This window comes from Corynebacterium sp. LK14 (assembly GCF_008042215.1).
Classification (GTDB): Bacteria; Actinomycetota; Actinomycetes; order Mycobacteriales; family Mycobacteriaceae; genus Corynebacterium; species Corynebacterium striatum.
This window is the reverse complement of the sequence record NZ_NOVQ01000016.1, coordinates 217827-231708: the sequence shown is the minus strand read 5'-3', so window position 1 is coordinate 231708 and position 13882 is coordinate 217827. Positions and strand designations below refer to the sequence as shown.

Annotated in this window: 11 protein-coding genes and 3 pseudogenes; 11 read left to right on the top strand and 3 right to left on the bottom strand. The window is 62.1% G+C overall.

Annotated features, from left to right (window positions below; translation table 11 throughout):
- Nucleotides 1–127: 127 nt before the first annotated feature.
- The 5 genes and pseudogenes from CHU71_RS10380 to CHU71_RS13090 all read left to right on the top strand — a co-directional run.
- A pseudogene (locus CHU71_RS10380) lies at nucleotides 128–2189 on the top strand (bifunctional copper resistance protein CopD/cytochrome c oxidase assembly protein).
- A 338-nt stretch (nucleotides 2190–2527) separates the two neighbouring features.
- Entirely contained in the window at nucleotides 2528–3292 is a 765-nt protein-coding gene (locus CHU71_RS10375) for a M23 family metallopeptidase (protein WP_147761007.1), read from the top strand.
- An 84-nt stretch (nucleotides 3293–3376) separates the two neighbouring features.
- Nucleotides 3377–4084, top strand: coding sequence for a thioredoxin domain-containing protein (locus CHU71_RS10370; RefSeq protein WP_147761006.1), 708 nt, complete (start codon nucleotides 3377–3379; stop codon nucleotides 4082–4084).
- 9 nt (nucleotides 4085–4093) lie between these two features.
- Nucleotides 4094–4747 (top strand): vitamin K epoxide reductase family protein, encoded by a 654-nt coding sequence (locus CHU71_RS10365; protein WP_066791994.1) that lies wholly within the window; start codon nucleotides 4094–4096, stop codon nucleotides 4745–4747.
- A gap of 244 nt (nucleotides 4748–4991) precedes the next feature.
- Nucleotides 4992–5144: pseudogene (locus CHU71_RS13090) on the top strand (VIT family protein); the annotation flags it as partial.
- A gap of 23 nt (nucleotides 5145–5167) precedes the next feature.
- On the opposite strand, the pseudogene CHU71_RS13085 reads toward CHU71_RS13090, so the two are convergent.
- Nucleotides 5168–5350 (bottom strand): annotated as a pseudogene (locus CHU71_RS13085) (DUF2188 domain-containing protein); the annotation flags it as partial.
- A 699-nt stretch (nucleotides 5351–6049) separates the two neighbouring features.
- Here CHU71_RS13085 and CHU71_RS10355 point away from each other — a divergent pair.
- The 4 genes from CHU71_RS10355 (at nucleotide 6050) to CHU71_RS10340 (ending at nucleotide 9458) form a co-directional block, all read left to right on the top strand.
- Nucleotides 6050–6271: a hypothetical protein gene (locus CHU71_RS10355; protein WP_236081487.1), complete on the top strand. Its 222-nt coding sequence runs from the start codon at nucleotides 6050–6052 to the stop codon at nucleotides 6269–6271.
- Between the two features lie 101 nt (nucleotides 6272–6372).
- Nucleotides 6373–7392, top strand: a complete 1020-nt coding sequence (trpS, locus tag CHU71_RS10350; RefSeq protein ID WP_147761005.1) for a tryptophan--tRNA ligase — start codon at nucleotides 6373–6375, stop codon at nucleotides 7390–7392.
- A 78-nt stretch (nucleotides 7393–7470) separates the two neighbouring features.
- Nucleotides 7471–8553 carry a YhjD/YihY/BrkB family envelope integrity protein gene (locus CHU71_RS10345; RefSeq protein ID WP_110092277.1) on the top strand — a complete coding sequence of 361 codons (1083 nt, stop codon included), beginning with the start codon at nucleotides 7471–7473 and terminating at the stop codon, nucleotides 8551–8553.
- Nucleotides 8554–8603: 50 nt separating this feature from the next.
- Nucleotides 8604–9458, top strand: coding sequence for an RDD family protein (locus CHU71_RS10340; RefSeq protein ID WP_147761004.1), 855 nt, complete (start codon nucleotides 8604–8606; stop codon nucleotides 9456–9458).
- Here the strand turns inward: CHU71_RS10340 and CHU71_RS10335 are convergent.
- Nucleotides 9427–10686 (bottom strand): D-alanyl-D-alanine carboxypeptidase family protein, encoded by a 1260-nt coding sequence (locus CHU71_RS10335; protein ID WP_147761003.1) that lies wholly within the window; start codon nucleotides 10684–10686, stop codon nucleotides 9427–9429. The genes CHU71_RS10340 and CHU71_RS10335 overlap by 32 nt on opposite strands.
- Before the next feature lie 39 nt (nucleotides 10687–10725).
- Between CHU71_RS10335 and CHU71_RS10330 the strand changes: the two genes are divergently transcribed.
- Entirely contained in the window at nucleotides 10726–11631 is a 906-nt protein-coding gene (locus CHU71_RS10330) for an adenosine deaminase (protein ID WP_370450516.1), read from the top strand.
- A complete protein-coding gene (locus CHU71_RS10325; protein ID WP_147761001.1) occupies nucleotides 11631–12641 on the top strand; it encodes an alpha/beta hydrolase in 1011 nt (336 codons plus the stop codon). Before CHU71_RS10330 ends, CHU71_RS10325 begins: the two co-directional genes overlap by 1 nt.
- Here the strand turns inward: CHU71_RS10325 and CHU71_RS10320 are convergent.
- Nucleotides 12638–13876: a hypothetical protein gene (locus tag CHU71_RS10320; protein WP_110092281.1), complete on the bottom strand. Its 1239-nt coding sequence runs from the start codon at nucleotides 13874–13876 to the stop codon at nucleotides 12638–12640. The genes CHU71_RS10325 and CHU71_RS10320 overlap by 4 nt on opposite strands.
- Between the last annotated feature and the right edge of the window lie 6 nt (nucleotides 13877–13882).

The following is a 13882-nucleotide window of genomic DNA, read 5'->3' as shown; positions in this document are numbered from 1 at the left end:
CCGGGGGAAGATACTGGTCCCTGGGCAATTTACAAGAACACCAGCAGGCCCCATTAGGGTGAACCCCACGCCAGCTTCCGAACGCATCAGGAGAGCGGAGGCGGCTTGGACGGCGAAATGGACACAGATGACCCACCCGGTAAATGACACCCCCACTGCCACGGATACGACCGCAGGGAAGACCCCCACCATCGGGAGCCGGCCTCAGGAGCGGGTACGCCCCACGTGGCCGTTGTACTTGCTCTTTCTCGCCGTCGCCGGTGCAGTCGGCGGGACGGTTGCCTACAGCTTCCTCGGCGAATCCCTCGCGGCCTTGGGGATCCCCAACCCGGGCATCGCGACCACCTTCGGGTTGCCGTTTTTCCGCGCGGTCGGTTGGATGCTCGCTGCCCTGTCGGCCGGTTCTTTCCTGTTCTCCGCTTTCCTCATCTCCCCACGGTTGCCCGGCGGTGATAACGACCGCCTGCACCAGGCCTCGTTGAGTGTGGACGGGCACCTGGCCTCGCGTACCGGTGCAGTCGCGGCCCTCTGCTTTGGGCTTGTTGCGTTATTGATGATCCCGCTGGTGCTCTCGGATGTCTCCGGCACACCCCTGGCCCAGACACTGGGAATGGAAGCCCTGGTGGTGGCCCTCCAACAGGTGGCCATGGCCCAGGTGTGGCTGATCGTGGCCCTTATTGCCCTGGTCACCGGACTTACAGGCATGATGAACCGGGCGTGGATCACCCAACCCCTGCTCCTGCTCGGGGCGATTCTCATGGTCGTCCCTCTGGGCCTGACGGGACACTCTTCCTCGGGTGGTAACCACGACCACGGCACCAACTCCTACCTGTGGCACCTGATCTTCCTGGTCATCTGGGTCGGCGGGCTCATGGCCCTGCTCGCCCACGGGCGTCGCCTGGGACCTGACCTGGATATTGCGTTGCGTCGCTATTCGACGATCGCCCTGGTCTCCATCATCGTCATGGCCATGTCCGGGCTGGTCAACGCCGTCATCCGCATCGAACTGAGCGATTTGTTGACCACCCGCTACGGACTGATCATCGTCGCCAAGACCATCGGCGTGATCATCCTCGGTGTCTTCGGCTGGATCCACCGGGCCTGGGTCATCCCGCAGGTGCAGGCCGATCCCACGGATCACCGCCTGTTCCGCCGGGTCGCCATCATCGAGGTGCTTGTCATGGCCGCGGTCACCGGTATCGCCATCACCATGGGACGCACCCCGCCGCCCCCACCGCGCATCCCGAACCTCTCACAGATGGCCACCAAGCTCGGCTACGAGCTGTCCGAGAAACCCACCGCCCTCAACGTGTGGAGCATGTGGCGCTTTGACCTGCTCTTTGGCACCCTCGCCCTGCTATTGGCCGCCGGCTACCTCTACGCGGTGTGGCGCACCCGCCAGGCCGGCAGAACCTGGTCGACCACCTCCACCGTCTGGTGGCTGGCCGGATGCGTGAGCCTGCTGGTGACGATGAGCTCGGGGATCGGGATGAACATGCCCGCTACTTTCTCGGTGCACATGCTCGGCCATATTATCTTGTCGCTGGTCATCCCCATCTTCCTCGTGCTCGGCGCCCCGCTGACCCTGCTGATGACCGCCTATGACTCCGGCCCGGCCGGCCACCCCGGCATCCATGACTGGGTGTGTGCCTTCACTCGCAGCCGGTGGGTGGGAATAATCACTCATCCGGTGGTCAACACCATGCAGTTCCTGTTCTTCTTCTACGTGATGTACCTGCTCATCCCGCTCTATGAGCTGCTGATCTCCAAGTACGCAGGACATCTGATCATGAACACTGTGCTCCTGGTCTCCGGCTGCTTCTACTTCTGGGGGGATGTGTGGACCTGATCCCCTTCCGCACCGCCGCCCAGCCGCGGTCCGCCTGGGATGGCTGATCGCCTCCCTGCCGGTCCACCTGCTCTTCGGCGTCTATCTCCTCCAGCTCAACACCATCGTGGGTGAAGAGTTCTACCGCTCACTGCTCCTGCCCTGGGAGCTGGATCTGCTCGCCGACCAGCGCGCCGCCGTCCTGGCCTGGGCCGCAGGTGTCATCCCGCTGGCCTTCGTCGTTTTTCTGCTCAGCCGCCAGGTGCGGGGGAGTGGCGACAGCACCCGGGGTGTCGAGGAGGTGGCCACCCCCGACACCGGAGGAACCGGTACACCCTCCCTGTCCCCGCCCGCCAAGTAGTACCGGTGGGATTTCGCCAGGAGCGGCCGGGACGCCGCCGGTGGCTACAGTCCTGCCCGGATTGCCCCTGGCCGTGCCCGATTTCTAGGTAGGTCAGCTAGGAGCAGGCAAGAGCTCTCCGGGCACATTGGCGTCGTCCTCGCTAATCCCTGACAATCCCCGGCGATCGGGCTGTGAAGAAGGTGGAAGAAGCACAGAGTTCGTCTTCCGACTGGATTTCTTGGGGAGTGAGACGCTACTGTTACGTCCGTAAATAACGGAACGGTCACATTCTGGTCTCCATCGTGCATAGCGGTGGGCTGGGGTGCGGGCCAACGGACAACGACGGAAGAAGATTCATGCGACTGACGGCTCAGCGACCGGCCCGAGGGAAACACCGCAAGATCACCACCTCGCAGACCACGGGGCGCGTGGCCCTGGTGGCCGTGGCCGCCGGCGCGGTCTCCACCGCCGGGATCGGTGGGGCCACCGCTGCCAAGCTGCAGGCTCAGGATCAGGCCCCGGCATCTTCGGAGGTCGCCGCCGTCGATGTGGAGTTGGCCGCCACTGACACCGCCCTGCCCTTAGATGCGACGCAGGTGGCACCGCAGATCTTGGCGATCTCGGAGTATAAGCCGGTAGCCAACCTCGAGGAGCAGCTGGACAAGGCGGTGGAGTACGCCGCTGAGCGTACCGAAGCCGCCGCTGCTGAGGCTGCCGCCGCGCAGGCCCCGTCCGCCTCTGTGGTCAAGCCCACCGAGGGCACCTTCACCTCCGGTTTCGGTATGCGCTGGGGCAGCCTTCACGCCGGCCTCGACATCGCCAACGTCGTGGGTACCCCGATTCTCGCCGCCATGGGCGGCACCGTCATCGACTCCGGTCCGGCCTCCGGTTTCGGCCAGTGGATCCGCATCCAGCACGACGATGGCTCCATTGCCGTCTACGGCCACATGGAAACCCTCGACGTCAGCGTCGGCGAGCAGGTCACCGCCGGCCAGAAGATCGCCGGTATGGGTAACCGAGGTTTTTCCACCGGGTCCCACCTGCATTTTGAGCTCTACCCCACCGGCAGCGGCGCCGTCGACCCTGCCCCCTGGTTCGCCCAGCACGGCATCACCTTCTAACCCCACCCCACCGGCAAGAAAACCCGGCCCTGGCCCTGCTGCCTTGACACTCCTGATTCCCACGAAAGATAGAACGGAACCCTCGTGAGCACTCCCACCAACCCCACCACCTCCACCCGGCCGTCGGGAAACTGGAGAAAAGCCCAGATCGTTGTCTGGGCATTGTTGGCCGTCGTCGTCATCGCCGGGATCGTGGCCTTCCTCCTCGGCCGGGCGGACTCCACTTCTGCGCCCGCCCCCGAAACTGTGGCCAGTGATGCGGGCCAGGTGGTGAGGGACAACAGTCGGGTGCTGTCCCAGGCGCCGAACGAGAAGGCTGTGCTGGTGGAGTTCCTCGACTTCGAGTGCGAGGCCTGCCGGGCGGCGTACCCCTTCGTGGAGGACCTGCGCGCAGAGTATTCCGACAGCGTCACCTTCATCCATCGTTACTTCCCGTTGCCGGGTCACCGCAACTCCCTGCCGGCGGCTGTGGCAGTGGAGGCCGCCGGCCAGCAGGGCCAGTACGAAGCGATGTATCACCGGATGTTCGAGACTCAGTCCGAGTGGGGCGAGTCCTCGGAGGACAACAGCGCGGTCTTCCGCGGCTTCGCCGAGGATCTGGGACTGGACATGGCCGCCTATGACGCCGCTGTCGCCGATCCGGCCACCGAGGAACGGGTCCAGCTCGATGTGGCCGACGGCAAGGCTTTGGGTGTGCCCGGCACCCCGACCTTTTTGCTCGACGGCCAGCTTTTGACTCCGGACTCCCTGGAGCAGTTCCGGGCCGAGGTCGACGCGGCTGCCGCCGACTAACCCGAACCCATGACGCACTCACCCACCGCCGAAGACGAAACTGAGGTTCTCGTGACCGAGACGAACACTGACCCCTCTTTGCCGGCCGTCGCCCGGAACCGTCCTTTCGCCCTCATCCTGTTGATCACCGGTGTGATCGGATGGGTGGCCTCGGGCATCCTGGTGCTCGAACGCCTGGCCCTCTACGAGGACGCCGAACATGTCACCACCTGCGACATCAACGCGTTGGTTTCCTGTGGAAAGGTGATGGGCACCTGGCAGTCCGAACTGCTCGGCTTCCCCAACCCCCTGATCGGCATCGTCGCTTTCGCCGTGGTCATCACCACGGCGATGGCCATGCTATCCGGGGCCCGCTTCGCCGACTGGTACTGGGGGGCTCTGCAGGCAGGGGTGACCGTGGGCCTGCTGTTCATCGTCTGGTTGTGGTACCAGGCCCTGTTCGTCATCCATATTCTCTGCCTGTACTGCATGGTGGTGTGGGCCATGATGGTTCCGCTGTTCATCCTGCTTACCGTGCGCAACCTCGCTCATGGACTCTTCCCCGCTTCCCCTGCTGTGGTGCGGTTTTCCTCCCAATGGGCGGGCACCCTGATCGCCGTGATCTACGTCGCCGTCGCAGCCTCGGTGTTTTTCAGTTTCTACTCGGATTTCATCACTCTTTGATCCTGGTGATCGGCCGGTGCTGTTGTCGCGACCACCCCGGGAGGAAGGGGGTCGTAACCAGCAGACGGAGACAAAATATCTGCCTCTGAGCTGTGGTCAGGTGTGATGCCCTCGGGGAGAAGGTTTCCGATAGTGACCACGGTGGTAGCAGTTTTCGGGATACCAGACGGTGGGTTGAGGCTTAGGATGATCCTCAGAACGGACCTACCCGCGACGATGATCACCGGCAGAGAGAACCTACTGGATGTCTGCTCCCATTCGACACCGTGACGAACCCCATGGAACAGGCCATCATGCCCGGTTGAACTGGCTGCGTGCCGGTGTTCTCGGCGCCAATGACGGCATAGTCTCCATTGCGGCCTTATTGCTCGGTGTTATCGCCACAGGCATGGGGGAGGGGTCATTGCCATAGGAATTGGACTCACGGAATTTGCCGTCACGTCCCTGGATTCGATGCTCCAACCCCTCCCTCATTGCAGTGCTCCGAGCGTCTGCGATGGCTTCTGCCTGTGTGTCATATCGCTTCGAGACCCGCTCTGCGCCATCTCGGCGATTAGCCCACCCATCTCCTGAGCGCACTGTGTTGATATTCCTCTTTGCCATATTTCCTCCACACGTCACTGATCGCACTCATATTCGAGCATTGACCTGATTATAGAGGAAAGAGGATCTTAGTTTCCTTGTATAGTTCCCTCCCTGAGGTTCTGAATTGGGACCGAGTGTTCAATCAGGCAGCTCGGCCCTGACCCCGCCACGCTTTCGGCGAGCGTCTACAGAGTAGCGGGCCCAGGCACCCCGTTTCTCAGACGCTGTAATACGCCCACCTATAGAGGCGGTTACCGATACTGGTCCCACCGGCAAACGCGAGGCCCTGTATCTGCACTATGGAAAATGACCGAGAAATCCGACATATCTCCCACTGCCTTGCTGATGATTCTGTTCAACTTCCATCCCTACATGGCAGTCATGTGCCACATGGGTACACCCTATTGTTACGCCGGTGTCGGGCAGAATGTTTGCTGCAAATAGGGCCGCTCCTGGCAATGTTTTACACGTGTCTAGTGGGGTCTAGGCCTTATACTTACAGAAAGTGATGAGTGTGGTGTTGTCGTCGGATGGCTTCCATATTGAAAGTCATATTGACTCTGTGCCCGCGTTGGTGCGGGTGAAAGATCTGCATGGTGGGACCTGACCCCTTTTTGGTGGACACCTGATATCCAGTCCAGTCGGGCTGGGAAGAAAGGTAATCTACCATCATGTCCAGGTACTCCGAACAGTTCAGACGCGATGCTGTGGCTCTCTATGAGAACGACTGCTTGGTTGCTGTGGCATTCCGGCCGCATGGCGGACATTCAGCTCGCTGCCCTGATTGGTGAGCCCGAGGCATGGGAGCGCTTTGACATCGCGCTGCCGGATTCAATGGGCTATGGGCAGATCCCGGAGGAGGCGCGGGCGACTATTGCGCCACGCTTTCCGACGCTGCTCTCGACGACATCGTCGACACCAACTGGACTCCGCACGTGAGCAGGGGAGTGCGCTTGGTTTCCATCATCGATGATGCCTCGCAACACCTTGGCGCAGCCAACCCACTTGGCAGGCGTGCCGCAGGGGTAGACTAGTTAACCATGACTGAGCAGAACATCTCCCGCGTACTTTCCGGTATTCAACCCACGGCAGATTCCTACCACCTGGGAAACTACTTGGGAGCGCTCAAGCAGTGGATTGATTTGCAGAACGATTATGACGCGTTTTACTTCATCCCGGACCTGCACGCCATCACCGTGGAGCAGAACCCGGAGGAGCTGCGCAACCGTACCGTTGCTGGTGCCGCACAGCTCATCGCGCTGGGCATTGACCCTGAGAAGTCCACGCTGTTCGTGCAGTCCCACGTCCCGGCCCACACTGAGTTGACCTGGGTCCTGCAGTGCCTGACCGGCTTTGGTGAGGCCTCCCGCATGACGCAGTTCAAGGACAAGTCCGCTAAACAGGGTACTGACCGCACCACTGTTGGTCTGTTTACTTACCCGATGCTCATGGCGGCGGATATCCTCTTGTACTCCCCGCATTACGTGCCGGTGGGTGAGGACCAGCGTCAGCACTTGGAGCTGACCCGCAACCTTGCGGAGCGTTTCAACAATAAGTACGGCGAGACGTTCCGCGTTCCGGAGCCGTTCATTCCGGAGGACTCGGCCAAGATTTATGACCTGCAGGAGCCGACTGCCAAGATGTCGAAGTCGGGCTCCAACCCGAAGGGCATCATCAACCTGCTGGATGAGTCGAAGACCTCGGCCAAGCGCATCAAGTCCGCTGTGACCGATGACCTTGGTGTGGTGGCTTTCGACCGCGAGACTCAGCCGGGCGTGTCCAACCTTTTGGTCATCCAGTCCGCGCTGACGGGGGAGAAGATCGACGACATTGTGGTCAAGTACGAGGGCAAGGGCTACGGTCACCTGAAGGTGGACACCGCCGAGGCTCTGGAGGCCTTCACTGCGCCGCTCAAGGCACGCTATGAGGAGCTCATGGCTGACCGCGGTGAGCTGGAGCGACTGCTTGCGCAGGGCGCTGAGCGAGCTTCTGAGGTTGCGGAACCGCTCGTGGAAGAGGTCTACAAGGCGGTTGGATTCCTCCCCCGCCTGCGTAAGTAATCTGCGCGGTGGTGCGTAGTCACGCTAACCTGGGTAGTCCGAACTTATTAATGAAAATTTGTAAAGGACCGACTGCCCGTGGCAACCTCCACTCAGACAGATCAATCAAAAACGGACGATTACGGCATCGAGCGCGCACATGCCGATGATCCGGGTCCTGTGGACAAGGTGAGGGAGAAATCCCCCTTCGTTGACCACATCATGCGCATGCTGGGGCGCTATGGCGAGCAGGGCGGCAACCAGTTTGCCGCCGGCATTACCTACTTCTCAGTGCTGGCAATCTTCCCACTGTTTATGCTTGCGGTTGCTGGCGCGGCCACAGTTTTGGCTACCCGCCCAGACCTCATGCAGCAAGTGCAGGACCAGATCTCGAACTCCGTGTCCGGCGAGTTGGGCGACACCCTCAATGAGCTCCTTGAGACCGCCATCGCCCAGCGCGGCGCTATGTACGGCATCGGTGGTTTGACCACCCTGTGGTCCGGCCTGGGCTGGATGAATAACCTGCGCATCGGCATCTCCGCGATGTGGGATAAGGACCCAAACGAGACCCAGGGCAACTTCTTTACGCAGAAGCTCAGTGACCTGTTGGGCCTCACCGGCCTGCTGGTGGCGCTCATCGTCGCCTTCGGCGTGACCGCTGCGGGTTCCTCTGGACTGACTCAGAAGGTCTTCGAGTGGGTCGGCATTGAGTCCTTCCCAGGGATGGATGCAGTGCTGGTCTTGGCCGGCATCGTGATCGGCTTGGTGGCCAACTTCCTGGTGTTCTGGTGGATGATTGCCTTCCTGCCGCGCACCGACGTGCCGACCAAGTCGGGACTGAAGGGCGCGGCTATCGGCGCGGTGGCCTTCGAGGCCATCAAGCAGCTGTCCACCGTTATCATGTCCTCAGCTTCGGGCAACCCGGCCGGTGCGGTATTCGGTCCAGTCATCGTGCTTATGGTCGTGATGTACCTAATCTGGCGCGTTGTTCTGTACGTCTCCGCGTGGACTGCAACCACCGAGGAATCCATGGAGCTTGCTGAGCCGCCAGTGCCGGAGCCGGCCGTCATCCGCGTGCGCAACGAGGTCAAATCTGGCCCGTCCACCGGTGTGACCTTGGGCGCGGGCGCCGCACTTGGTGCAGCCGCCGCGGGCGTTGCTGCGCTGCTGCGCCGTAAGTAGCATTCCCCGTAGTTCAAATAGTTTCCGATCCCTGACTTAGACTGCTTGCCATGACCCCAGATTCCTTTGCCCCAGACCTGTATGAGCACTTCGACCTTGACCGCCATAGCACCTCCCGTGAGCTGGGAATTTTATTGGCGGCGAAGGATGCACGTCTGGAGCAGATGGGGTTTGAAATCGGCGATGATCGCCGTCAGGAAGCGCAGATTGCGCACACCATTTTGTCTTCGCCCGAGATTCGTGCGACTTATGATCAGGGACTCGAGGATCAGCTGCGCCCAACGTGGCCGCAGCTGAGCGAGCTAGCGGCTTATGGGGAGTGGCCCTTCAATGTTCAGCACAGCTTCCAGCAGCCCAATCAGCAGCAGTACGGATTCGCACCGACTGCACAGGCCAAGCAGTCACCGTTCGATCCCTTCGCACAGCCCAACCAAGCCTCTGTGCCAGCGCCGCTGCCAAGCCCTTATACCCCGGCAGCCTCCGCGCAGGAGCGCCCTTTGGCCAGCACCCGCGCCATCATGGCTATCGCGGACATCTTCGTCTGCAGCATCATCAGCTCGCCGGTGCTGGCTTTCGCCACCGATACCTCGACTTTTTCTGCCTCGTTTTTGATGGGGCTGTGCGCCATTCTCTATTGCGTGGGCTTCGAGGTGATTCTCGGCGGAACCCCAGTGAAGAAACTTATGGGCTACGAGGTTCGCGATTCCACCACGGGCGAAAAACTCAGCTGGGTTCAGTCGCTGAAGCGTCAGTGGTGGCGCGCCATCACCATCGTGCCGGGTCTGGGCAGTGTGGTGAGCTTCTTCGCCGCTATCTTCTACGCCACCTCTATCAAGCAGGAAAACGGCCTACTTGGCGCGCATGACAAGCTTGCTAACGCCGAAGTAGTGAAAAAACAGCGCTAACGATAACTAGCAGGGCCACAATTGCGGCCACGGCCCAGCCAGCCCAGCCTTCGATTCCCTCGAGGGCTGATTTTTTATGGGCAGATGCGCTTGGCGACGTCGTCGGTGCAGGCTCTTTTGTCTTCGTCGCGGTAGAGGTGTTGCTAGTGGGGGCGGCGGCGTCGGAAAGCGTGCCCACTCCCTCGCCTGGTTTTACTTTGTAGGCTTCGTCGAGCAGCATCTGTGCCTGCTGCCAGGCGCGGAAGCCGTGCTCGACGGTGGTGTCGAGGATGACTGCCTGAAGGCGGCGGCCGTCGCGGTCGAGTGCGCCGACGAAAGTGTGGTGGGCGTCCTCGGTGTAGCCGGTCTTGCCGCCGATGCCGTCTGGATCGTTGAGGTAGAGGCCGTTATCGTTCCACAGCTCGTAACCGGGCAGCTCGCCCCAGCCGGGGAACTCGACGTGTTCTGTGTCCACGATGCGGGCAAAGGTCTTGTTGCGGAATGCAGCGCGGTAAATGATGGAGATATCTTCCGCGGACGTGGACATGCCTGCGGAGTCGAGGCCAGAGTAGCTGGCGGCGCGGGTAGAGCGGGTGCCGAGCTTCTTCGCGAGGGCGTTGACCTTCTTGGACGCTTCCTCGTCGCCGCCGAGCTGGCCCGCAAGGGCGTGTGCGGCGTCGTTGCCGGATGCCATGAGCAGGCCCTGTAGGAGCTGCTCGACGGTGTATTCGCCGTCCGGGCCGATGCCCACGGCGGAGCCTTCGATGGAGGCGTCCTCCATGGTGGCCTTGATCTTCTTGTCGAGCGGAACCTCGTCGATGACCACGAGCGCCAGCAACGCCTTGATGATTGATGCTGGGCGGTAGCGGCCGTTGGGGTCCTTCATCGCGATGATTTCGCCGGTGTCGATGTCGCTGACCATCCACGCGGAGGCGACGACGTCCTTGTTGACCTCAAAGCCGTGGGGCGCGGTGACGCCGCAGCTTTCAGATGACTCCACGGTGGGCAGCGGCGTCGGCGTGGGCTGGCCGGGGGCGAGGCGCTCGGAGGTGGACACCGGTTCGGCGGGCCTGAGTGCGTGGGGACAGTTATCGGTATTGGGAGCTTCCCTACGGATGGAAGAAGACTCTGCTTCCGCGCTCATTTCTGCAGCGTCGCCCGGCGTAGGCTCGGTGTCCTGAGCTAAGGCGAGCGGGGTGCTCGCGACGAGGCAGGCCGAGGCGAGGGCAGTAGTGATGAAGTTTTTCATAACATGACACATCTTAAGCCCGTGCCTAGGATGTTCCTTATGCATGACGCACCATTAATTAGCCCAGAAAACAAAGATTCCGTGCCGGAGCTGGTGGCACAGCTGCCCAAGGTCGAGCTCGACGCGGTCTTTGCGCCGCAGCAGGTACCGGCAGACAGCGCTGCCCTGACCGCAGCGATGACCCAGGCGGTGGAGGAGTTGGCCTCTGCAAACGTGGTGTATGCCGAGATTCGCCTCGACCCGCAGGCTTTCGGCTTTGGGGCAGAGACTGCCCTCGAGGCAGCCATCGCGGGCTTGGAGGTGCCGGGAATTGATGCCCGGCTCCTGCTCACCAGCGCGCCACAGGCAGCCAGCGCCCGCAGGGGCTCCAGGGTCGTGGGCTTTGTGCTCGAGGGCGAGACCGAGCCACACGTAGTGGCTGATCTGCGTGCGAATTTTGTGCCCTTCGTTGTGGACGTGCGCGACCTCGAGTTCGAGGCCGTGGCCGCGGCGGTGCAAGCAGGTGCCACCCGCTTGGCGCACGCGACGCAGCTTCCCGACGACTTCACCGCCGACCTCGATGGCATCCAGCCGGGCACGGTCTCCGCATGGATTCGTGACCGCCACCTGGCTGCTACCTTCGAGCCTTTGTCCTTCGAAGAGTTCAGCGATCACCCGCTGCCGCTTCTGCAGCAGCTCGGTTTTACCTGCGCAGTCACAGCAGGCAGCGCTAGCGAGGGCAACCTCAACGACGCGTTCTTGGCGCTGAACGAGCACTTTGGCTACGGGCTCGAAGAGTTCTTTGACCTCACTGTGAAGGCACTGGAGAACTCCTTCAGCACGGAGGAGGAGCGCCAGCACCTGATCGAGACCGTCATCTTGCCGGCTTATGAGGAGTTCTCTGACCCAGAGATGGCCGGGCCGGATACCGAGGAGTCACTGGCTGAGGAAACAGAGGAGAACTAATGCGTGCCTGGCGAACCGGAATCGGCTTTGCCATCGGCCTGGCAGCGGGGTGCGCCTATTACGCGTGGAATCGCCACAAAGTCGTGGAGGAGGTTTCGCCGGAGCTGCGACATCCTGCTCTGTACCTGCCCATGCATCTCCTTCCGGACGGCGGATTCGTGGCAATCAGCAAGCTCATTGCTAACCACGACTACATCCGTGCCGTGGAGCGCGACGTCGACGTCCGCGTAATCCATGGCGAGTTCGAAGGGCAGAAGTTCAGCACCCGTCTGCTGGCCCCGCGCAACCAAAAGCCGGGCGCGCCAGCGCTGCTGTGGACGCACGGCGGTGGTCACCTCATCGGTAGCCCGGGATTCTACGATCCGCAGAACTCTCGCATCGCGGACGAGCTGGGGGCCGTGGTGTTGGCTCCGAGCTACCGCAAGTCCACCGCGGCACCTTTCCCGGCCGACCATGACGAGTGCTATGCCGCCCTGCGGTGGCTGCAAGAGCATGCGGAAGAGGTGGGCGTCGACAAGCACCGCATCGCAGTGGCCGGGGACAGTGCGGGCGGTGGGCTGGCGGCGGGCGTCGTCCAGCGCGCACTCGACGAGGGCCACCCCGTGGTGTTCCAGGGGCTCGTGTACCCGATGATTGACCACCGCACCCTGCGCGCACAGTCCGGCAGGGGAGAGTTCATTTGGACGCCGAACTCCAACCGTGGCGCATGGTCGAAGTACCTGGGCGCGGACCACCTGGAGGCGGAGATTGCGCCATATGCTTCGCCGGCGACCCGTGCGGATTTGCGGGGGCTGCCGCCGACGTGGATCGGCGTGGGCTCGTTGGATTTGTTCTATGACGAAGCAAAAGCCCACGCGGACGCCCTGCAGGAAGCGGGCGTGCCGGTGGACTTTCAGGTTTATGAGGGCGCGTACCACGGCTTCGACCACATTCGGCCGAAAGCCCGGGCTTCGCGGGCGCTTGTCGACGACCTCATCGCCGCCCTTCGCCGCACCCTGGAGGCTCTTTAGAAGCGGGAGAAGCGCTTGATGAGCATCTCCTCCAGGCCCTTCCATGCCTCGGCGTGGTGGTTATAAGGCTTGGAGGGGATGTAGCCAGCGTGCTCGGTGGAGCCCAGCATATAGCCCAGATAGTCCTGGAAGCGGGGGTTTTCCAGCATGTAGGAGTTGATGGAGTCGTCGCCAGCCCAGTCTGCGGCGTCGGCACACACCTCGTAGCAGCGGCCCATCTGGTCAGCATCGACGGCCTCCGGGCCCTTCTCGATATCGCGCACGATGCCGTTGAAGGTGTACTGGTTGTCTGGGTGAACGCTGGCCTTCAGCTCGCCGGCGTTAGCTGCTGAGACGAGCTCTTCCCAGGTGGAAACGCGGGCGAGGTCGTGGTCGTCATTTTCCATGATCCAGCGCACGAGTGTCTTCAGGGAGTTGAAGGTGTAAATCTCGCCCCACTTGCCCAAGAAGACAGGCTTGCCATCGAGGTAGGTGCGCAGGGTGTACACGGACTTCATGTCCGCGGTGATCTTGACTGGGTCGATGCCAGCAGTGGCCCACGGGGAGTTGTCATAAGGGTCGGCGGCAGCGGACGCAGCCTTGCGCTCTTCCTCGGCCTCCTTGCGGGCCTTTTCGGCAGCCGCGGTGGCGGCGGCGATGCGCTCTTCCGCATCCTTGACCTGCGCGGAATCGAACTCGGAGGAGTCGACGACCTTGACCTGCTTGTCGAGGTCCTCAATGACGCCCTTCCAGTTCGCCAGGACCACGCGGCCCACGCCGGACCACTCGCTCATGCCTTGGTCGCCGGCGTAGTGGCTAGCGCCGCGGGTGACGTTGCGCAGGATGGAGTGCGACGCGAAGAAGATTACGGTGTGCTGCGCGCCGGCGACGTTGGCGAGCGCCTCGGCGATCTCCAGGTTGCGGGCAACAGCGGTGACGTTCTCGTGGCTCGGGCGGCCCGCCAGATGGGAAGGCATGCCGACGAGGTCGAAGTGATCCTTTTTTGCTGGCGTGATGCGATCCTCGCCTTGGGCGCGGAAATCGGCCCACTTGGGGTGGTCGACCAAGTCGTGGTGCTTACCGGACTCTAAGAAGCACAGCATTTCTGCTGCGGAGTTGAAAGCGAGGACGGATTCTTCGTCGCCCAAGAATGCCTGCCACTCGGAGCCATTCTGACGCCACTTTGGTGCCCACAGGGTGTAAAAATCGCCCTCGGTCAAGGAGAGCTGGACTGGAATGATTGCGCGGGTGCTCATGGGTAG

Excerpts from the sequence above, each read along its gene's own strand:
- trpS (WP_147761005.1), top strand. The coding sequence starts at position 6,373 with ATGACTGAGCAGAACATCTCCCGCGTACTTTCCGGTATTCAACCCACG.
- CHU71_RS10320 (WP_110092281.1), bottom strand. The coding sequence starts at position 13,876 with ATGAGCACCCGCGCAATCATTCCAGTCCAGCTCTCCTTGACCGAGGGC.
- CHU71_RS10365 (WP_066791994.1), top strand. The coding sequence starts at position 4,094 with ATGACGCACTCACCCACCGCCGAAGACGAAACTGAGGTTCTCGTGACC.
- CHU71_RS10325 (WP_147761001.1), top strand. The coding sequence starts at position 11,631 with ATGCGTGCCTGGCGAACCGGAATCGGCTTTGCCATCGGCCTGGCAGCG.
- CHU71_RS10330 (WP_370450516.1), top strand. The coding sequence starts at position 10,726 with ATGCATGACGCACCATTAATTAGCCCAGAAAACAAAGATTCCGTGCCG.
- CHU71_RS10355 (WP_236081487.1), top strand. The coding sequence starts at position 6,050 with ATGAGAACGACTGCTTGGTTGCTGTGGCATTCCGGCCGCATGGCGGAC.
- CHU71_RS10375 (WP_147761007.1), top strand. The coding sequence starts at position 2,528 with ATGCGACTGACGGCTCAGCGACCGGCCCGAGGGAAACACCGCAAGATC.
- CHU71_RS10335 (WP_147761003.1), bottom strand. The coding sequence starts at position 10,686 with ATGAAAAACTTCATCACTACTGCCCTCGCCTCGGCCTGCCTCGTCGCG.
- CHU71_RS10340 (WP_147761004.1), top strand. The coding sequence starts at position 8,604 with ATGACCCCAGATTCCTTTGCCCCAGACCTGTATGAGCACTTCGACCTT.